Source organism: Pseudorhodobacter sp. E13, assembly GCF_003991405.1.
GTDB lineage: Bacteria > Pseudomonadota > Alphaproteobacteria > Rhodobacterales > Rhodobacteraceae > Pseudorhodobacter.
This window is the reverse complement of the sequence record NZ_RPEN01000150.1, coordinates 39,305-58,608: the sequence shown is the minus strand read 5'-3', so window position 1 is coordinate 58,608 and position 19,304 is coordinate 39,305. Positions and strand designations below refer to the sequence as shown.

19 protein-coding genes are annotated in these 19,304 nt (G+C 59.9%); 10 read left to right on the top strand and 9 right to left on the bottom strand.

What is annotated here, in order from left to right; all coding sequences use genetic code 11:
- Positions 1 to 36: 36 nt before the first annotated feature.
- The 4 genes from EGN72_RS06195 to zapE are packed head-to-tail and all read left to right on the top strand — an operon-like array spanning position 37 to position 3,496.
- Positions 37 to 879, top strand: coding sequence for an MBL fold metallo-hydrolase (locus EGN72_RS06195; protein WP_127045791.1), 843 nt, complete (start codon positions 37 to 39; stop codon positions 877 to 879).
- On the top strand, positions 876 to 2,138 hold the full coding sequence (gene fahA, locus EGN72_RS06190) for a fumarylacetoacetase (RefSeq protein ID WP_127045790.1): 1,263 nt from the start codon (positions 876 to 878) through the stop codon (positions 2,136 to 2,138). Before EGN72_RS06195 ends, fahA begins: the two co-directional genes overlap by 4 nt.
- Positions 2,135 to 2,410, top strand: a complete 276-nt coding sequence (locus tag EGN72_RS06185) for a hypothetical protein (RefSeq protein ID WP_127045789.1) — start codon at positions 2,135 to 2,137, stop codon at positions 2,408 to 2,410. The genes fahA and EGN72_RS06185 overlap by 4 nt, the downstream gene beginning before the upstream one ends.
- Before the next feature lie 9 nt (positions 2,411 to 2,419).
- The gene (gene zapE / locus EGN72_RS06180; RefSeq protein ID WP_127045788.1) at positions 2,420 to 3,496 is read left to right on the top strand and encodes a cell division protein ZapE; all 1,077 of its coding nucleotides are present in this window, start codon (positions 2,420 to 2,422) and stop codon (positions 3,494 to 3,496) included.
- A gap of 33 nt (positions 3,497 to 3,529) precedes the next feature.
- Here zapE and serB read toward each other — a convergent pair whose 3' ends face one another.
- Complete coding sequence (gene serB, locus EGN72_RS06175; protein ID WP_127045787.1) at positions 3,530 to 4,408, bottom strand: phosphoserine phosphatase SerB; 879 nt, start codon at positions 4,406 to 4,408, stop codon at positions 3,530 to 3,532.
- 153 nt (positions 4,409 to 4,561) lie between these two features.
- On the opposite strand from serB, the gene EGN72_RS06170 reads away from it, so the two are divergent.
- The 6 genes from EGN72_RS06170 to xylA all read left to right on the top strand — a co-directional run bounded on the left by EGN72_RS06170 (position 4,562) and on the right by xylA (position 11,756).
- Positions 4,562 to 5,704, top strand: a complete 1,143-nt coding sequence (locus EGN72_RS06170; RefSeq protein WP_127045786.1) for a phosphoserine transaminase — start codon at positions 4,562 to 4,564, stop codon at positions 5,702 to 5,704.
- 61 nt (positions 5,705 to 5,765) lie between these two features.
- Positions 5,766 to 7,361, top strand: a complete 1,596-nt coding sequence (gene serA, locus EGN72_RS06165) for a phosphoglycerate dehydrogenase (RefSeq protein ID WP_127045785.1) — start codon at positions 5,766 to 5,768, stop codon at positions 7,359 to 7,361.
- Between the two features lie 90 nt (positions 7,362 to 7,451).
- Positions 7,452 to 8,207 carry a metallophosphoesterase gene (locus tag EGN72_RS06160; RefSeq protein WP_127045784.1) on the top strand — a complete coding sequence of 252 codons (756 nt, stop codon included), beginning with the start codon at positions 7,452 to 7,454 and terminating at the stop codon, positions 8,205 to 8,207.
- A 66-nt stretch (positions 8,208 to 8,273) separates the two neighbouring features.
- Positions 8,274 to 9,314: a DUF475 domain-containing protein gene (locus EGN72_RS06155; protein WP_127045783.1), complete on the top strand. Its 1,041-nt coding sequence runs from the start codon at positions 8,274 to 8,276 to the stop codon at positions 9,312 to 9,314.
- 127 nt (positions 9,315 to 9,441) lie between these two features.
- Positions 9,442 to 10,446, top strand: coding sequence for a LacI family DNA-binding transcriptional regulator (locus tag EGN72_RS06150; RefSeq protein ID WP_158623148.1), 1,005 nt, complete (start codon positions 9,442 to 9,444; stop codon positions 10,444 to 10,446).
- On the top strand, positions 10,446 to 11,756 hold the full coding sequence (xylA, locus tag EGN72_RS06145) for a xylose isomerase (RefSeq protein ID WP_127045781.1): 1,311 nt from the start codon (positions 10,446 to 10,448) through the stop codon (positions 11,754 to 11,756). Before EGN72_RS06150 ends, xylA begins: the two co-directional genes overlap by 1 nt.
- 53 nt (positions 11,757 to 11,809) lie before the next feature.
- Here the strand turns inward: xylA and EGN72_RS06140 are convergent, their stop codons facing one another.
- From EGN72_RS06140 to EGN72_RS06105, 8 genes are all read right to left on the bottom strand, one after another.
- The gene (locus EGN72_RS06140; RefSeq protein ID WP_127045780.1) at positions 11,810 to 12,373 is read right to left on the bottom strand and encodes a DUF4202 domain-containing protein; all 564 of its coding nucleotides are present in this window, start codon (positions 12,371 to 12,373) and stop codon (positions 11,810 to 11,812) included.
- Positions 12,370 to 13,071 (bottom strand): Crp/Fnr family transcriptional regulator, encoded by a 702-nt coding sequence (locus EGN72_RS06135; protein ID WP_127045779.1) that lies wholly within the window; start codon positions 13,069 to 13,071, stop codon positions 12,370 to 12,372. The genes EGN72_RS06140 and EGN72_RS06135 overlap by 4 nt, the downstream gene beginning before the upstream one ends.
- 149 nt (positions 13,072 to 13,220) lie before the next feature.
- On the bottom strand, positions 13,221 to 14,000 hold the full coding sequence (locus tag EGN72_RS06130; RefSeq protein WP_127045778.1) for a 3-keto-5-aminohexanoate cleavage protein: 780 nt from the start codon (positions 13,998 to 14,000) through the stop codon (positions 13,221 to 13,223).
- 277 nt (positions 14,001 to 14,277) lie between these two features.
- On the bottom strand, positions 14,278 to 15,714 hold the full coding sequence (locus EGN72_RS06125) for a mannitol dehydrogenase family protein (RefSeq protein WP_370323204.1): 1,437 nt from the start codon (positions 15,712 to 15,714) through the stop codon (positions 14,278 to 14,280).
- Between the two features lie 32 nt (positions 15,715 to 15,746).
- A complete protein-coding gene (locus tag EGN72_RS06120; RefSeq protein ID WP_127045776.1) occupies positions 15,747 to 16,520 on the bottom strand; it encodes an L-iditol 2-dehydrogenase in 774 nt (257 codons plus the stop codon).
- Complete coding sequence (locus EGN72_RS06115; RefSeq protein WP_127045775.1) at positions 16,517 to 17,515, bottom strand: ABC transporter ATP-binding protein; 999 nt, start codon at positions 17,513 to 17,515, stop codon at positions 16,517 to 16,519. The genes EGN72_RS06120 and EGN72_RS06115 overlap by 4 nt, the downstream gene beginning before the upstream one ends.
- Positions 17,516 to 17,524: 9 nt before the next feature.
- Positions 17,525 to 18,355 (bottom strand): carbohydrate ABC transporter permease, encoded by an 831-nt coding sequence (locus EGN72_RS06110; RefSeq protein ID WP_127045774.1) that lies wholly within the window; start codon positions 18,353 to 18,355, stop codon positions 17,525 to 17,527.
- A gap of 9 nt (positions 18,356 to 18,364) precedes the next feature.
- Positions 18,365 to 19,231 carry a carbohydrate ABC transporter permease gene (locus tag EGN72_RS06105; protein WP_127045773.1) on the bottom strand — a complete coding sequence of 289 codons (867 nt, stop codon included), beginning with the start codon at positions 19,229 to 19,231 and terminating at the stop codon, positions 18,365 to 18,367.
- Positions 19,232 to 19,304: the final 73 nt, after the last annotated feature.

The window sequence follows — 19,304 nt, the reverse complement described above, 5'->3', positions numbered from 1 at the left end:
CTCAGGCGGGTTTACCGAACGCCAAGAAGGGACGCTATGAACAGAATTGTCTTTCTGGGCACCAAGGGGGGGCCGGCCATCCGCGCGGGCGGGGCGATGCCCACGTCCAGCCTGTTGGAACTGGACGGGCGGCGCGTTGTCGTCGATTGCGGGATCGGCGTGACCAAGGCGCTGGTTGAGGCGGGGATGGACCTCAAGGCGCTGGATCTGATCTTTATCACCCATCTGCATTCCGATCATATTCTGGAACTTGGCCCCTTGATCCACACGGCCTGGACAACCGGGATGCAAGGCCCGGTGCGGGTTTTTGGCCCGAAGGGAACAGAGGCGTATTGGCAAGGATTCATGGCCTCGATGGCCTATGACAATGCAATCCGCGTTGCAGATGAAGGCCGCCGCCCGCTGGAAGAGATTGTCAGCATTTCCACCTATGATGAAGGTGTTGTGCTGTCTGATACGCTGGCGGTTTCCGCCTTGCGGGTGCCGCATCCGCCGCTGGAAGATTGCTTTGCACTGCGGTTTGAAGGCAGCAAGACCGTGACCTTCAGCGGCGATACCGCTTATTTCCCGCCACTTGCCGCCTTTGCCCAAGGCAGCGACGTGTTGGTGCATGAGGCGCTTTTGCCCGAAGGGGTGGAGCTGATTATCCAGCGCACGGGGTTGGGCGACAGGCTGCGTGACCACCTGTATAACTCCCACACCAAGGCGGCGGATGTGGGGCGCATTGCGGGGGCGGCAGGGGTTGGGCGCTTGGTTCTGAACCATCTGGTGCCTGCCGATGACGCCAGTATCGGGCCGCAGGATTGGCTTGCCCAAGTGGCGCTGACGTGGAACGGTAAGGCCGAAGTTGGCTCGGACGGGATGGAGATTTTGCTGTGAAACTGATGCGATCATGGGTCGAAAGCGCCAATGACCCCGAAACCCAGTTCCCGCTGAACAACCTGCCCTATGGCGTGTTTTCGGTGGATGGCGACGATCCGCGCTGCGGTGTGGCCATTGGTGATATGATCCTTGATGTCGCCGCGATGGAGGCCACAGGGTTGCTGCGCATCGGGGATGATCCGGTGTTGGATGTGCCCTTCTGGAACGAGGTGATGGAACTGGGCCCACAGGCTTGGGCGCAGTTGCGGCTGATGCTGTTCGGGTTTCTGGTGGAAGGGGCCGAGACCAAGGGCAGCGTGGCGCAATACCTGATCCCGCAAGCGCGTGCGCGGCTGCATATGCCGCTGCTGGTGGCCGAATACACCGATTTCTATGCCGGGATGCAGCACGCAAAGAACATGGGGGCGATTTTGCGCGGCTCCCCCGATTTGCCTGCGAATTGGCTGCATATTCCGATTGGCTATAATGGGCGGGCATCATCCGTCGTGGTGTCGGGCACCGATATTCACCGCCCGTTGGGCCAGACCAAGGCACCGGACGCGGCGATGCCCAGCTTTGGCCCCTCGAAACGTGTGGATATAGAGCTGGAGATGGGGGCGATTGTTGGCACCGGGTCGACGCTTGGCCAACCCATCACCACCGCCGAAGCAGCCGAGATGATCTTTGGCTATGTCTTGCTGAATGATTGGTCGGCGCGCGATATTCAGGGCTGGGAATACCAGCCGCTTGGTCCGTTTCAGGGCAAAGCCTTTGGCACCAGCATCAGCCCATGGATCGTGACCGCCGCCGCGCTAGCGCCGTTCCGCTGCCCCGCCCCCGCGCGAGAGGTGCCGCTGCTGCCTTATTTGCAGGAAAAGGAACCGGGCTTTTACAACGTCACGCTGGAGGTGCTGATGCAGCCCGCTGGCGCGGCACAGGCCAGCACCATCGCCCGCACCAATTACAACCGGGTGTATTACTCTGCCGCGCAACAACTGACCCATCACGCGGTCTGCGGCTGTGAAATGAACGCAGGCGACCTGCTTGGTTCGGGCACGATTTCGGGGCCGACAAAGGCAGAATTCGGCTCGTTGATGGAATTGAGCTGGGGCGGGAAAGAGCCGATCACGCTGGACGGTGGTGAAACCCGCAGCTTCATCGAAGATGGCGACAGGCTGACCCTTCGCGGCCATGCGCAAGGCGATGGTTATCGTGTTGGCTTTGGCGACTGCACGGGGCGCATTCTGCCCGCGTTGAAAATGCCGGGTTGGGAATGACCGGGGGGCTTGCTGCCATTCTGGCGTTGCAGGCCGTGGTGTTTGTGGTCTGGGCGGTTCAGATGTTTCGCTGCCTGTTGCGTCTGCGCGCCCGCGCGGTTGCCCAAAGCGGCAAGCTGTGGCCGGGGCCGGTTGTCAGCCTGCGCAGCTTCAAGGCTTTTGTGACCGAAGCAGAGTATCAGCGCGACCGCCGCATCCTTGGAGGGTTGACCTTGCTGATGTTTGCGCTGATCGGTGCGGGCGCTCTGGCCTCGGGGCAAGGCCCGCGTTAAAAGCCCGTCATGCGCCAGACATTGACCCAGATCTACGAAGCCAAAACCGCGACAGGGGCCCTGCGGGCAGACCCGGCGCAGCATGCCGTTTTGCCGATACTGGAAGAGTTACGCGTTTGGGCGGAAACCATCGGGCCGCGCAAGACGGGCCTGCTGTCTGGCCTGTTCCGCAAGGAACCGCCTGCGCCCAAGGGGTTGTATCTGTGGGGCGGGGTAGGGCGTGGGAAATCCATGGTGATGGACCTGTTTATCGCCGCAACCGATACCCCCGCGAAACGCCGCGTGCATTTTCATGCCTTCATGCAAGAGATTCACAAAGGCATGCATGAGGCCCGGAAAAAAGGGGTGGATGACGCGCTGGAACCGGTGGCCGAAGCGATCATTCGCGATCTGCGGCTGCTGGCGTTCGATGAAATGCAGATTACCGATATCACCGATGCGATGGTGGTGGGGCGGTTGTTTGAAAAGCTGTTCGCGGCGGGGGTGGTGATTGTGACCACCTCAAACCGCGTGCCGTCAGACCTTTACAAAGACGGGCTGAACCGCGCGTTGTTCCTGCCCTTCATCGACTTGTTGACCGAGCGGATGCATGTGGTGGAACTGGAAAGCCCGAATGATTACCGCCAGCACCGTCTGGAAGGCGCGCAGGTCTATTTCCACCCGGCAGGCAAGTCCCGCGCCGCGATTGATGCGATCTGGGCGGATTTGTCCGGTGGCGGCAGCGAGTTGCTGCGCCTGCCCGTGAACGGGCGCGAGGTGGAACTGCCGCGCTTTGCCAATGGTGTTGGCCGTGCCACCTTTTGGGACCTTTGTGCAAAGCCCTTGGGCCCGGCGGATTATCTGGCCATCGCGCAAGCCGTGCGCGTGCTGATCCTCGAGGACATTCCGCAGCTTTCCGCCAGCAATTACAACGAGGCAAAGCGCTTTGTCACCTTGATCGACGCGCTCTATGAAGCGCGGGTGCGCCTGATCGCCTCGGCGGCGGATGAACCGGAACGGTTGTATATCGAAGGCTCTGGCAGTTTCGAATTTGAACGCACCGCCAGCCGCTTGCGGGAAATGCAAGCGCATGACTGGGGGCAATAGCGCAGCTTTGCGGGCCAGGGCGCAGGTAGGTATTTAGGCCAAGATGAAATCCGCAGCCGCAAAGCCCTGAATGTAGAGCAACGCGGTCAGATCGCCGTGGTTGATGCGGATGTCGCATTGCGCTGCAACGCTGGGCTTTGCGTGCAGCGCCACCCCTGCCCCGGCCAGCCCAAGCATCCCCAGATCATTTGCGCCATCACCCACCGCAATCACATCGGCCGGGGTGATGCCCATCTGCGCCGAAATGTCTTGCAACGCCTGCACTTTGGCCTCCCGGCCCAGAATAGGCTCTGCCACGGTCCCGGTCAGCAGGCCGTTTTCGATATGCAAAATGTTTGCGCGGTTTTCGTCAAAGCCCAATTGCGCGGCCACTCGGCGCGTGAATTCGGTGAATCCGCCTGACACCAAGGCCGCCCGCGCACCATGGGCCTTCATTGTCGCCAGCAGCACTGGCCCGCCCGGCATCAGTGTGATCCGGTTTGTGAAAACATGTTCGATAACGGCTTCTGGCAACCCTTTCAGCAGGCCGACCCGTTCGCGTAACGCCTCGTTGAAATCCAGCTCTCCGTTCATGGCGCGCGCGGTAATTCCGGCCACATGCGCGCCCACACCGGCCTCATCCGCCAATTCGTCGATGCATTCCTGCTGGATCATCGTGCTGTCCATATCGGCCAGCAGCAGCTTTTTGCGGCGGTTCGCCGTGGGTTGCACGATCAGGTCTACACCAAGGCTTTGCAGCCCTTCCCACGACTCCCAGCGGTTTTCGGGCATCGCGGGTATCTCGAACTCTGCCGCGATTGCCGGGTTCAGCCATCTCGCATCGCCCCCACCCCAGGCATTTCGCAAGCTTTCAACCGTGGTGCGGTCAAGCTTGGGCGTGTTCGGGTTGGTCAAAAGCGTGGCTGTGAACATGAAAGTTTCCGATAGTGGACAGGGGTGTCGTTTTTTTGGGCCGTTGCGGCGCTTTACGACAATTTTCCCGCTTGTGCCAGATATTCCGAGGGCGTAGATGCGGCGGTGGGACACCCTTCCCCAACGAAGGGCATTTATCTGTGAGGATACCACATGACTGGCACGACCCCGGCAACCCGGCCCGCGAATCCCCGATTCTCGTCTGGCCCCTGCGCCAAAATCCCCAATTTCTCCCTCGACATGCTGGCTGATGCGCCTTTGGGCCGCTCGCACCGTGCAGCCGTTGGGAAATCCAAGCTGGCTGAAGCGATTGATTTGACGGCCGAAATTCTGGGCCTGCCGGAAGGCTACCGCGTGGGGATCGTCCCCGGGTCTGACACCGGCGCTGTTGAGATGGCGATGTGGTCGCTGTTGGGGGCGCGCCCGGTGGAAATGCTGGCATGGGAAAGCTTTGGCGAAGGCTGGGTGACCGATGCCGTCAAGCAGTTGAAGCTGGACGCCGTGGTGCGCAAAGCGCCCTATGGCGAGATCGTTAATTTTGCCGAAGTCGATTTTGACAAGGACGTTGTGTTCACTTGGAATGGCACCACCTCGGGCGTGCGTCTGCCGAATGGCAACGCGATCCCGGCGGATCGTGCAGGGCTGACCATTTGCGACGCAACCTCTGCCGCCTTCGCGATGGACTTGCCTTGGGACAAGCTGGATGTGGTCACGTTCTCGTGGCAAAAGGTGCTGGGCGGCGAAGGCGCGCATGGCGTTATCGTTCTGTCCCCCCGCGCGGTGGCGCGGTTGGAAACCTATACGCCCACTTGGCCGATGCCCAAGATTTTCCGCATGACCAAGGGCGGCAAGCTGATTGATGGCATCTTCAAGGGGGAAACCATCAACACCCCGTCTATGCTGGCGGTGGAGGATTATCTTGTTTCGTTGAAATGGGCGAAATCCATCGGCGGGCTGAAGGCAATGATCGCACGGGCGGATGCAAATGCCGCTGTGGTGGCAAAGTTTGTGAACGATCATGCATGGATCGAAAACCTGGCGGTTGATCCCGCCACGGCATCCACCACCTCTGTCTGCCTGAAGTTCGTGGATGCGCGCATCACCGATGGCGCTGCCTTTGCCAAAGCCGTTGCAAAGCGGCTGGAAAAGGAAGGCGTGGCGCTGGATATCGGTGCCTATCGCGATGCCCCTGCGGGCCTGCGCATCTGGTGTGGTTCCACCGTGGAAACCGCCGATGTCGCGGCGCTGATGCCGTGGCTGGATTGGGCGTTCAACGCCGAAATCGCAGCCCTTTGAAATTCAAGCGGTGGGCCAGCGCCCACCCGTCCCCCCATTCTTTACATAGGAGCGCCTGATCATGGCCCCCAAAGTCCTCGTATCCGACGAACTGTCTGAAACCGCCGTCCAGATCTTCCGCGACCGCGGCATTGATGTGGATTTCATGCCCAAGCTGGGCAAAGACAAGGAAAAACTGGCCGAAATTATCGGCAACTATGACGGCCTTGCCATCCGTTCGGCCACCAAAGTGACTGCCAAGCTTCTGGAAAGCACCGACCGGCTGAAAGTCATCGCCCGCGCAGGCATCGGTGTCGACAACGTCGATATCCCTGCCGCGTCGAAAAAAGGCGTGATCGTGATGAACACACCTTTCGGCAACTCCATCACGACAGCCGAACATGCGATCGCGATGATGTTCGCCGTCGCGCGCCAATTGCCCGAGGCGAACGCCTCCACCCATGCCGGAAAGTGGGAAAAATCCCGTTTCATGGGGGTCGAACTGTTCAACAAGACCCTCGGCGTGATCGGCGCTGGGAACATCGGCGGAATCGTCTGCGACCGTGCGCTGGGCCTGCATATGAAGGTCGTCGCCTATGATCCCTTCCTGTCGGAAGAGCGCGCCAAGCAAATGGGCGTCACCAAGGTGGAACTGGACGAATTGCTTGCCCGCGCCGATTTCATCACCCTGCATGTGCCGCTGACAGACAAGACGCGCAACATTCTGGACGCGGCAAACCTTGCCAAAACCAAGCCCGGCGTGCGGATCATCAACTGCGCCCGTGGCGGTCTGGTTGATGAAGAGGCGCTGGCCGCCGCGCTGAAATCCGGCCATGTTGCCGGCGCGGCCTTTGACGTCTTCGCGGTAGAACCCGCCACCGATAGCCCGCTGTTCAACCTGCCGAACGTGGTCTGCACCCCGCATCTTGGTGCCTCCACCGCCGAAGCGCAGGAAAACGTGGCGCTGCAAGTGGCTGAACAAATGTCGGACTACCTGCTGACAGGGGCCGTGCAGAACGCGCTGAACATGCCGTCGGTTACGGCAGAAGAAGCTGCTGTCATGGGCCCGTGGGTGAAGCTGGCCGAACATCTCGGCGCTTTCGTCGGTCAGATGACGGATGAACCGATCAAGGCGATCAACGTGCTTTATGATGGCCATGTCGCCGATATGAACCTCGCCGCGCTGAACTGCGCCGCGATTGCAGGCATCATGAAAGCCACAAACCCCGATGTGAACATGGTTTCCGCCCCGGTCGTCGCCAAGGAACGCGGCATCCAGATCGCCACCACAAGCCAGGAAAAATCCGGCGTGTTTGATGCCTTCATCAAGCTGACCGTGGTGACAGACAAGCGCGAACGCTCCATCGCGGGCACTTGCTTCAGCGATGGCAAACCGCGCTTCATCCAGATCAAGGGCATCAACATCGACGCCGAAATCGGCCGCCACATGCTCTACACCACCAACGAAGACGTGCCGGGCATCATCGGCCTGCTGGGCATGACCATGGCCAAGAACGAGGTGAACATCGCAAACTTTACCCTTGGCCGCTCTGGCGCGGGTCAAGAAGCCATCGCGATTCTTTACCTCGATCAGGCGATTGACCCGAAAGTGGTTGAAACTCTCGAAGGAACCGGCATGTTCCAACAAGTGAAGCCTTTGGAATTCGACGTGGCCTAAGCCGCCGTTCTCAATTTCATCTGTTTCTAAATATCCCGGGGGGTCCGGGGGGCAGCGCCCCCCGGCCTTCTCACATAAAAGGGGCGAAAAATGCGAAGCTATGCCATCGGCGATATTCACGGCCACATAGACCTGCTGCGCGCGGCCCATGCGCGTATCGCTGCCGATAAGGCAGCCTGCGGCGATAGCGATGCGCCGATCGTGCACATCGGTGATCTTTGTGATCGTGGTCCCGACAGCCGCGGCGTCATCGACTATCTGGCCAAAGGCATCGCTGCTGGGGAAAACTGGGTCGTGCTGAAAGGCAACCATGACCGCATGTTCACCTTGTTTCTGGATGATCCACAGGCGCAGGACCCCGGCTTGCGGGATGAGTTTTCCTATCTGCACCCCCGCATTGGCGGCAGCACAACGCTGGCCTCTTACGGCGTTGCCAATGCCGGTGATCGCCCCTTGGTCCCTGTCCACGCCGAGGCGGTGGCCGCTGTCCCCGCCGCGCATCGTGATTTTCTGACCAGCCGCCCCTGCTACTTTGCCCGGGGGGAAGCGATGTTCGTGCATGCAGGCGTGCGCCCCGGTATCGCAATCGAAGATCAAAGCGAGGATGATCTGTGCTGGATACGCACAGATTTTCTGGACTACACCGGTGCCTTCCCTTGGTTGCTGGTGCATGGTCACACCGCGCTGGATGCTGCCACCAACTATGGCAACCGGGTCAATATCGACAGTTCTGCTGCCTATGGCGGGCCACTTACCGCTGTTGTGATCGAAGGCCGCAGCGTCAGCGTGTTGACAGATACTGGCAGAGCGCCCTTGTTGCCAACCCCGGACGCCCCTATCAGATAAGCTCCGCGCCGGGCTTGACCCTTGGTCGCGGATAGGTCATCCGGATTATCAATCGGAGGTGCCCCCATGGCTGCAACACTCACCTATTTTCGTTGGGCCTTTGGCTTTACCGCTGCGGGTTTGGTTTTGGCCTTTTGTCTGGGCTGGTCTTTCTCGGGCAGCCTTGGCGGCGCGATGGAGTTCTTGCTGATCGGGGCCGTGCTGGCGGTGCTGGAAATCTCGCTGTCCTTTGACAACGCCATCGTGAACGCCAACAAGTTGCAAACCATGGACCCGGTCTGGCAGCGCCGCTTTCTGACCTGGGGCATCATCATCGCCGTCTTTGGCATGCGGGTCGTGTTTCCGCTTTTGATCGTGGTGGTCGCGGCCAAGATCGGCCCTTGGCAGGCGATCCATCTGGCTGCGACACAGCCCGACGAATATGCCCGCATCATTGGCGCCGCCCATCTTGGTATCGCTGCGTTCGGCGGGGCGTTCCTGATGATGGTCGCGCTGACTTACTTTTTCGATGAAGGCAAGGAAATCCACTGGATCGCGGTGCTGGAACGGCACATGGCCCGCTTTGCCTCGGTGCGCGGGCTGGAGGTGGCGGTGGTTCTGGCCGTGATTCTGAGCTTTGCGCAGCTACTGCCAGCGGCGGTCTTGGGCACGTTCCTCTTTGCCGGAGTCTCTGGGCTGCTGACCTTTCTGGCGGTGGAGGTGATTGGCCATATCCTTGACGCCAGCGAGGAGGCCACCGACCTTGCCGCCAAAGGCGGTTTGGGCGCGTTTCTTTACCTTGAGGTGCTGGATGCCTCTTTCAGTTTCGATGGCGTCATCGGGGCCTTTGCGCTGACGCAAAACCTGTTCCTTATCGCTATCGGTCTGGGCATCGGGGCGATGTATGTGCGCTCTATGACGATCATGCTGGTGGAACGGCAGACGCTGGCCGAATTCCGCTATCTTGAACATGGGGCGTTCTGGTCCATCCTGATCCTTGCGATGATCATGTTCGCCCAGACATTGGTGCATATCCCCGAGGTTGTGACCGGCCTGCTTGGCGCTGGTGTCATCGGGTTGTCGCTGGTTTCTTCCTTGCGCCATCGGCGGTTGTCGGCCCTGCTGTAACCAAATCTGCAACGGTTTTGCGGCACTGGCGGCGCGCGCCGCCAGTGGAATGATGTTATCCATCATTAAAATGATTGACGTGCCTCAAAAAGCCTCTAGGGTGGCCGCACCTTGGAAAGGGGGCGCAATGGGCAACGCAACGGTGCATGATGTGGCGCGCATTGCGCAGGTCGGTCTGGCCACGGTTGACCGTGTTCTGAACAATCGCGGCAATGTCTCGGCCAAGACGGTGGCAAAGGTGCAGGCGGCGGTGGCCCAAACCGGCTATGTCCGCAATCTGGCAGCAGCCAATCTGGCCCGGCAGCGGGTCTATCGCCTTTGCTTCGTGATCCCTGCGGGGGAAACCGGGTTCATCGCCTCTTTGCTGCACGCGATAGAGGCGCAGCGCGCGGCCCTGATCGAAGATCAGGTTCTTGTGCATATCGTCCAGACCCGCGCTTTTGATGTGGCAGGCCAAGTCGCCGCCCTGCGCGGGCTGGACTGTGATGCCGTGGCGATCATGGTCAGTGAGGCACCCGATATTCAGGACGAGGTTGCGCGCCTGCGCTCGGCGGGTGTGCATGTGCTGACCTTTGTCGCCGATCTGCCGCGTTCAGATCGCGAAGCCTATGTCGGGATTGATAACGTGGCCGCAGGGCGCCTCGCCGGGGATTTCATGGGGCGCTTTTTGCATGGCGCAGGCCCGGTGCTGATGGTCGCAGGCTCGCTGGCCGCGCGCGATCACAATGAGCGGATGATGGGCTTTCGCCAAGTCATGCAGGAACGCTTTGCCAGCCTGCCACTGCTTCCCGCGATGGAAGGGGCGGATGACGCCGCAACGGTGGAACGGCTGGTGCTGGAGGCGGCGCAGGCGCAGGCCTTGGGCGGTATTTATGCCATTGGTGCGGGCAATCGCGGCCTTGTGGCGGCCCTGCGCAACATGGCGCAACGGCCCGTGACCATCGTGCATGAGCTGACGCCAACCTCTCGCAACGCCTTGCGCGACGGGCTATTTGATCTGGTTCTGGATCAGGACTGCACCGCCGCCACCGCCACCGCGATCAAGATCATGCGCGACCTGATCGAAGGCCGCGAGATACCGGCAGAGGCCGGGAAAATCCGATTGAACATTCACAGCCGAGAGAACATCTGATGTCTGATTACTTCGCCAATATCGCCCCCGTCACCTACGGCGGGCCAAATACCACCGATCCGATGCAGTTCCGCCATTACAACCCGGCCGAAAAGCTGGGCGACAAAACCATGGCCGAGCATTTGCGCTTTGCCGTCTGCTATTGGCACAACTTCGTCTGGGAAGGAAACGACCCTTTCGGCGGCCAAACCTTTGATCGGCCTTGGTTTCCCGCCGACACGATGGACCTTGCCCGCCAAAAGGCCGATGCGGCCTTTGACATGTTCCGCATTCTGGGCGTGCCCTATTTCTGCTTCCATGACCATGATGTCCGCCCCGAAGGTGGCACGCTGGCAGAAAGCCACAAACGCCTGAATGAAATGGCGGACTATTTCGCCGAGAAGATGGCGCAGGGCGGGCCGAAACTGCTTTGGGGCACGGCCAATATGTTTTCCAACCGGCGCTATATGTCGGGTGCCTCCACCAACCCCGACCCGGATGTTTTCGCCTATTGCGCCTCGACCGTGAAGGCCTGCATGGATGTGACGCACCGCCTTGGCGGCGAAAACTATGTGCTCTGGGGGGGCCGCGAAGGGTATGAAACCTTGCTCAACACCAATCTGGAACGCGAGTTGAACCAGATGGGCCGCTTTCTGAGCATGGTTGTCGATTACAAGCACAAGATCGGCTTCAAAGGGGCCATTCTGATCGAACCAAAGCCGCAAGAGCCGACCAAGCATCAATATGATTTCGATGTGGCCACGGTTTACGGCTTTCTCAAACGCTTCGGGCTGGAGCATGAGGTCAAGGTGAACGTCGAGCAAGGCCATGCCATTCTGGCGGGCCATTCGTTTGAGCATGAGCTGGCGATGGCGCGGACCCTTGGCATTTTCGGGTCCATCGACATGAACCGCAATGATTATCAATCGGGCTGGGATACCGACCAATTCCCCAACTCACCGGTGGAGGCGGCGATGGCCTATTACGAGGTGTTGATGGCAGGCGGCTTTACCACCGGGGGCACGAATTTCGATGCCAAGCTGCGGCGGCAATCACTGGATGCGAGTGATCTGATCGCAGCCCATGTCGGTGGCATGGATATCTGCGCGCGGGGGCTGAGAGCTGCCCATGCCATGATCGCCGATGAGGCGTTGGAAGGTCCGCGCCGTGCCCGCTATGCCGGGTGGGAGAGCGAGGCCGCTGCCGCCATGCTGGCCGAAGGGGCAACGCTGGATGGCATAGCGGCACAGGCCGAGGCGGCAAATCTGCGCCCGGTTCCGGTATCCGGCCAGCAGGAAAAGCTGGAAAACATCGTCAGCCGTTACATCTGACGCGAAAGCCGGTTCAAGGCGCAGGCCGTCCGGGTCTGCGCCCCAATCCGGCCCTAAAGGCGGAAGGCTGCCGCAAGCGGTTCGGGCAGATCAAACTCTCGCAACACCCGCGCGCGGCCGTCCTCAGACATCTTGCGCGCGGTTTTCTCGACAATGCCTTGAATCGCCTCTGCGCTGTGCTTTGTTGCAAATTCGGCGAAATACCAGCGGATGAACACAAAACAGATGATATCTTCCAGCGCCTGCACCTCGGCATCGCGCTTGATGCCTTCCTTACGCAGCAAGACGCCGACGCGGGCCTGATCTTCGGCACTATAGCCTGCTTCGGCCATGATACCGGCCACCCGCAACCCATGTCTGCGGCCCTGTTCGCGCCGCCAAGCGTGATACCCTTCCTTGCCCTCCGGGAATTCGCTGCGTTTCAGCAACCAACGTTCGACATGTTGGCCCCGCGCGGCAATGCGCAGAACGTCAGACGCATCGGGAAACAGCCGCGCACATTCGTCAGACATGCGTTGCCCATAGATCAGGGCTGCCGGGCCATCAGGCTCGACCGTCGGGTCGGCGGCATTCGCCGCGTCAATCAGTTTCAGGGCTGTTTCAAGCGGTGTCGTCACATTTTGCTCCAGGATTGGGCCGGGTCTTCGATGGCGAATTCGCGCAACTCTTCGATATCGGCGATTGAGGCGTGGTTTTGCCGGATCGTCACGCCAAACTCGCGCAGTTTTACAAAAGCGCGGCTTAGGCTTTCGGGTTTCATCCCCAGACGTCCGGCGATCAGCACCTTGTCATAGGGCAGAACAACCTCGCAGGCGCCATTGGGGCAGGGGGCGAGTTCCAGCAGGAATTCCGCCACACGTTGCGCACCGCTTTGCGCCTTTAGGGCTTCGACCTGACCGACTAAGGATTGCAGATGAACGAAGGTGGCCGACAAAACCGAGACGGCAAATTCCGGGTTGTCGCGGATCTGGCGCAGATAAGCCTCGGCATCAATGCGGATCACCTTGGTGGTTGTCACCGCCTCGGCCGATACCGGATAGACATCATTGCGAAAGGCGACAGCTTCGCCAAAGCTGCGGCCCTTGGTGAACACCCCGACGACCGCTTCGGTGCCATTGGGCGCGATGCGGAACAGTTTGACCCAACCTTCCGCGACGATATAGATCGCGCCGGCCCGTTCGCCTTGCAAAAAGATCGTCTCGCCCCGATCAACCTCGCGCACGCGCGCCGAAGTCAGCAGCAAATCGACCGATTCAGCCGGCGCACCGGACAGCAGGATGGAACCCGCGGCAATTGTTCTTAGCTCTGGCGTCATCCTTGGCTACCCCTATGTCCGGTGGCTATAGTTTGCACGTTTGAAGACGATTGCCAATCTGTCGCAGAGGCTTTGACCCGACGCGCGGTCCCGCCAAAGGCTATGCCTGATCGCCGTTGTTTCGAAATGCCCCGCAGCCGCCAGCCAACCTAGCAACCCACTTCACGCAGCGCGGCATCCACTTCGCGCACGCGCGCGGCATTATCGGCGGCCAAACTGCCGTCTTTGTGCCAAAGTGAGTTTTCAAACCCAACCCTCGCTTTGCCCCCCATTTGGCCTGCAAGCGCAAGCCTGTCCGTTTCGGCAGCCCCAAAAGCGCAGAGCATCCAGTCAAATGTCATGCCCTCTGCGCGGTTCATTTCGTGCAGATAGGCCGCCAAGGGCGCGCTGTCGGCTGATCCGTTCGCATAGGTCCCTTGAACCAACTGTATTAAGTGATGGTTGCCGGGAATACGCGCTGCTGCCAATGCCTCGGCAAAGAGGCGCACCTCTGCCGGGCTGTATAGAATGTGCTGAATCCCGATACCCTCAGCGGTGGCCCATGCGTAGAAATCCTGCGCGGCATCCCAATCAGACGGGACGCGCACCATCTCGCGCAAAGCAACCGAAACATGGGCTGGGCGCAGATCGCGCATCATCGCGCGTTGCTCCGCCGCCGAATAGCGGCCCGCAGCTTCGGACGTAACCTGAAGATACATGCCCGGCACCGCCTGTTGTAGTTGCACCAGCAGGGCGCGGTAATGGCCCGCGTCAATGACATGTTGCCCGGTCGCGTCGCGAATATGCACATGGATGCCGTCGGCCCCCGCCTCTTGGCAGGCAATCGCTGTCGCCACCAGTTCGGCATCGGCAATGGGCAGGGCCGGATGGTCTGCCTTGCCGCGCCGCGCGCCATTGGGCGCAACCATCAATCGGGGAAGGGGGGTCATCATCTGGGTCCGGTTTGTGAGTGTCGGTCAAAGGCCATGCTGCCCCAGCCGGCGCAAAAGGGGCAAGCCACAAAACCTGTCATCGCCGCAGGGACCCTTGATGAAGCGGGGGCAAGGCCCTTTTGCGCTGCTTCGATGCCGCGCCACGCTGTCTGCAACGAATGGCACCGAACTGGGCCAAGGCCGCGCGGGGCGGCTTTTGCCACCCGTGAAGAAACGGCGGCGCTAACAGCCGGTTCTGGCTTTGGCCGCCAAAACCGGCAGAGTCTGTGCGACCTTAGCTTTCCAGATAGCGCGTGATGGCCGCTTGAGTGCCATCGCGCCAGATTTCTGCCAAAGCCTCGGCAAAGCCATCGGCAAAGGTTTTGTTCTTTGCCATGTCACCGTAAACGGTGGTCATCTCCAGCCAAGCGGCGGGGCGCGTGCGGGCCTCGGCGGCGCGGGCGGTCATTGCGTCCCAGTTCGGATCGTTCGCGGCAATCGTCTCACCCGCGTCATTGGTTCCAAAGCAATAGCGGCACCACAGGGCGGACAACAGGATCAACCCGCGCGCGTTTCCGCCCGCTTTCAGCACATCCGCGATTGAGGGCACGATGAACTTTGGCTGACGGTTGGTGCCATCATAGCACAGGCGCCGTGTGGTATCGGCCACCTCGGGGTTGGAAAACCGCTTCACGATCAGATCGCGGTAATCGGTCAGCACCATGCCCGGAACGGGCGGGACGATGGGCAGCACCTCATCGCTGAGGATCTTGGTCAGGAACCCTTTGATCAAGGGGTTCGCCATGGCGTCATGCACCAGATCAATCCCCATCAACCCGGCAGGATAAGCGATAATCGCATGACCACCGTTCAGGATGCGGATCTTCATGGTTTCGAAGCGGTCCACCTGATCGGTGAAGGTCACGCCCACTTTTTCCAGCGCAGGGCGACCGGCGGGGAAATTGTCTTCCATCACCCATTGGCGGAAGGGTTCGCAGGTCACGGGGGCATTGTCGTCAATCCCGAAATCGCGGGCCAGCTTGCGCTCGCGGTCACCGGTGGCGGGGGTGATGCGGTCCACCATGGAATTGGGGAAGGCCACGTTTTCTGCAATCCAGGCGGCAAGCTCCAGATCGACCAGTTTGCACAGGCCCACCACAGCATCGCGGGTGACATGGCCGTTATGGGGCACGTTATCGCAGCACATTACGGTAAAGGGCATCTCGCCCGCCTCGCGGCGCAGGCGCAACGCTTCGATGATTGCGCCGAAAACGGTGTTCGGGCTACGCGGATGCGCGGCATCGGCCAATACTTCGGGATGATCGGGGCTGAAGGTGCCGGTGGTCGGGTCGATGAAATAGCCGCCTTCGGTCACGGTCAGTGACACGATCTTGGTCGTTGGGGCGGCCATTTGCGCGATCAGGGCGGCGTTGCCCGGCGCGATCTCGGTGAAATCGACCATAGAGCCGACAACCCGTGCGGCGGAATGGCCTTCATCCAGTTCGATCACCGAATACAGCCAGTCCTGCGCGGCAAGGGCGTCGCGCATACGGCTGTCACCTTCGCGCACGCCAGCGCCGACCAGCGCAAAGTCATGCCCTTCGCCAAGCGCGAACAGATCATCCAGATAGACGGCCTGATGTGCGCGGTGAAAATTCCCGCAACCGATATGCACGATGCCGGGGCGCAGTTGCGACCGGTCATAGCGCGGTGTGGCAACGGTTTCGGGCAATTGCCCAAGATCAGAAGTTTTCAACATTTTCATCAGCTCATCCAATTCCCGCCATCGACATTGTAGGTTTGCGCCACAATGTAATCAGCCTCGGCAGAGGCCAGAAAGATTGCCATTCCCGTCAGATCACTGGCCCGGCCCATCCGCCCAAAGGGAACGGCCGCCGCCACTTGCGCTTGTTTTTCACCGGGGGCGAGCCCCTCGGCCTTGGCGAATAATGCGTCCACGCCTGCCCAATGCGCGCCTTCGACCACGCCGGGGGCAATCGCGTTCACGTTGATGCCATGCTTGATCAGATCAAGCCCGGCAGATTGGGTCAGGCTGATGATCGCGGCTTTGGTCGCGCAATAGACACCCACCAAGGCCTCACCCCGCCGCCCCGCTTGGGACGCCATGTTGATGATCTTGCCGCCGCGGCCCTGCGCTATCATCACCCGTGCCGCCGCTTGCAGCATGAACAGGCTGCCCGCCACATTGATCGAAAACAGCCGATCATAGCTTTCGCGTGTGATATCGACGATGGGGGCCAGATCGAACAATGCCGCGTTGTTGATCAGAATATCCAGCCCGCCCGCCTGTTTTTGAACCGTTGCAACGGCTGCATCAATGCTGTCTTGCCGGGTGACATCAAGCGCAACGGCATAAGCCCCCGCCCCGATCTCAGAGGCCGCAGCTTCGGCGGCCTCCAGATTGATGTCGGCAATCGCCACTTGCGCACCTTCGGACACATAGGCTTCGGCAAACGCTTTGCCGATCCCCCGTGCCGCGCCGGTGATCAGCGCCGATTTCCCAGCAAGTCGTTTCATGCGATGCGCAAGCCGTCAGCGCCAAAGCGGTGCAGATGCGTCTGGTCCGGGGTCATCCAGATGGAATCGCCATGGCCCACGCTCATCTCGCCGCTGACACGCACGGTCATCTGGCCGTAATCGGTCGCAACGTGCAGGAAGGTATCAGACCCGAGATGCTCGGCCACCAGAACCTTGCCCTGCCAATCGCCGCTTTCCTTCGACACGTCCAGATGTTCTGGCCGGATGCCGATGGTGGTGGCACCCTTCGCCTGCGCCGGAGCGCCGGTCAGCAGGTTCATCTTGGGGCTGCCGATAAAGCCTGCAACGAAGGTGTTGCGCGGTGCGCGATACAGTTCCAGCGGGGTGCCGACCTGTTCGATGCGCCCGGCTTGCAGCACCACGATCTTGTCAGCCATGGTCATGGCTTCGACCTGATCATGGGTCACATAAACCATCGTGGTTTTCAGGTTCTGGTGCAGTTCGGTGATTTCCAGACGCATGTTCACGCGCAGCGCCGCATCCAGGTTCGACAGCGGTTCGTCAAACAGGAAGGCCGCAGGTTCACGCACAATCGCACGGCCAATTGCCACACGCTGACGCTGACCACCCGAAAGCTGACCGGGGCGGCGATCAAGATAGCTGGCAAGGTTCAACACCTTTGCGGCGCCTTCAACCTTGGCATCAATCGCCGCTTGGTCCATCCCCGCCATTTTCAGCGGGAAGGCAATGTTCTTGCGCACCGACATATGCGGATACAGCGCATAAGACTGGAACACCATCGCCAGACCACGCTTGGCCGGACCGAGGTTTGTCGCGTCCTGACCATCAATCAGGATTTTCCCCGAGGAGATATCTTCCAACCCGGCGATCAGGCGCAGCAGTGTGGATTTCCCGCAGCCCGACGGGCCGACGAACACCACAAACTCACCTTCGCCGATCTTCAGATCCAGTGGCGGGATCACTTCGGTTTCGCCAAAGCGCTTCGTTACTTTTTGAAGTTCAATCTGTCCCATGTCCGTATCCTATTTCACAGCGCCAAAGGTGAGACCGCGCACCAGTTGCTTCTGGCTGAACCACCCCATGATCAGGATAGGGGCAATCGCCATGGTCGAGGCCGCCGAAAGTTTGGCGTAAAACAGCCCTTCTGGGCTTGAGTAGCTGGCAATAAATGCCGTGAGCGGGGCGGCATTGGCCGCAGTCAGGTTCAGTGTCCAGAACGCTTCGTTCCACGCCAAGATCACGTTCAGCAGAATGGTCGAGGCAATACCGGGCACAGCCATCGGTGTCAGGACATAGAGGATCTCGGATTTCAGCGAGGCCCCGTCCATACGCGCTGCTTCAAGAATTTCGCCGGGGATTTCCTTGAAATAGGTGTAAAGCATCCAGATGATGATCGGCAGGTTGATCAGCATCAGCACGATGACCAGACCAATACGCGTATCCAACCAACCAAGTTTGATAAAGATCAGATACATCGGATACAAAACGCCAACCGCAGGCAGCATCTTGGTCGAAAGCATCCACATCAGGATGTCCTTGGTGCGCCGCGAGGGCACGAAAGCCATCGACCAAGCGGCAGGGATCGCGATGATGATACCCAGAAGGGTGGAACCACCAGCGATGATGATCGAATTCCACAGAAAGCGCATGTAATCCGAACGTTCCTGCACCACCGCATAGTTTTCCAGCGTCCAGTCAAAGAACAGGAACTTGGGCGGAAAGGCGATTGCATCGGCTTCGGTTTTGAAGCTGGTCAAAATCGTCCAGAGGATCGGAAAGAAGATCAGCAGTCCGACAGCCCAGGCGAAAGCCGTATTGATCGTCTTACGCTTCGTAGTGATTGAGCGAGCCATGATGTTCCCTCACGAGTCCAGATTCTTGCCGACAATGCGCATCAGGAAGATGGCGACAATGTTGGCGAGAATGATTGCATAGACACCACCGGCAGAGCCAAGGCCAACGTTCTGGCTTTCCAGCACGCGCTGGAAGATCAGGTAGGTCAAGGTTTTGGAGCCGAATGCCCCAGCCGTGGTTACGTAGATTTCGGCAAAGATCGACAGCAGGAAGATGGTCTGGATCAGGATCACAACGGTGATCGCCCGGCCAAGATGCGGCACGATGATATACCAGAACCGCTTGATCTTTGGTGCGCCGTCGATTTCGGCGGCTTCAAGCTGTTCGCTGTCCAGCGATTGAATGGCCGTCAGCAGGATCAGCGTGGCAAAGGGCAGCCACTGCCAGCTAACGATCAGAATGATACTAAAGAACGGGGCTTCGATCATCCATTCGACAGGCGTCGCCCCGATAAACCGGGCGATATGGGCGAAAAGCCCGTTGACCGAGTCGAGGAACATGTTTTTCCAGACAAGGCCCGACACCGTCGGCATGACAAAGAAGGGCGCGATAACAAGAATGCGCACAATGCCCTGACCCCACATCGGCTGGTCCAGCAGCAAGGCAAGCAAAACGCCCAGAACAACAGTAATCACCAGCGTCCCCACCACGATGATCATGGTGGCCATTACAGCGGGCCAGAAGGCCGACGAGGTTACAAATCGAACGTAATTGTCAAACCCTGCAAATCCCAGATCACCACCACGCAATGGCAGATAGTTCCGGAACGAAAACCAGAGCGTCATGATAAGCGGGACGAGCATCCAGCCTAGAAGCAAGATAACGGCGGGTGCCATCATGATGCGGGCTGCGGTACGTGAAGCTTTGGTGGCCATCGGGCAATCCTCCCTCAACAGTGCAAAGCGCACTTTGTCTGCGGGTATAGGTGATCATGAATTGGGTGAAAGA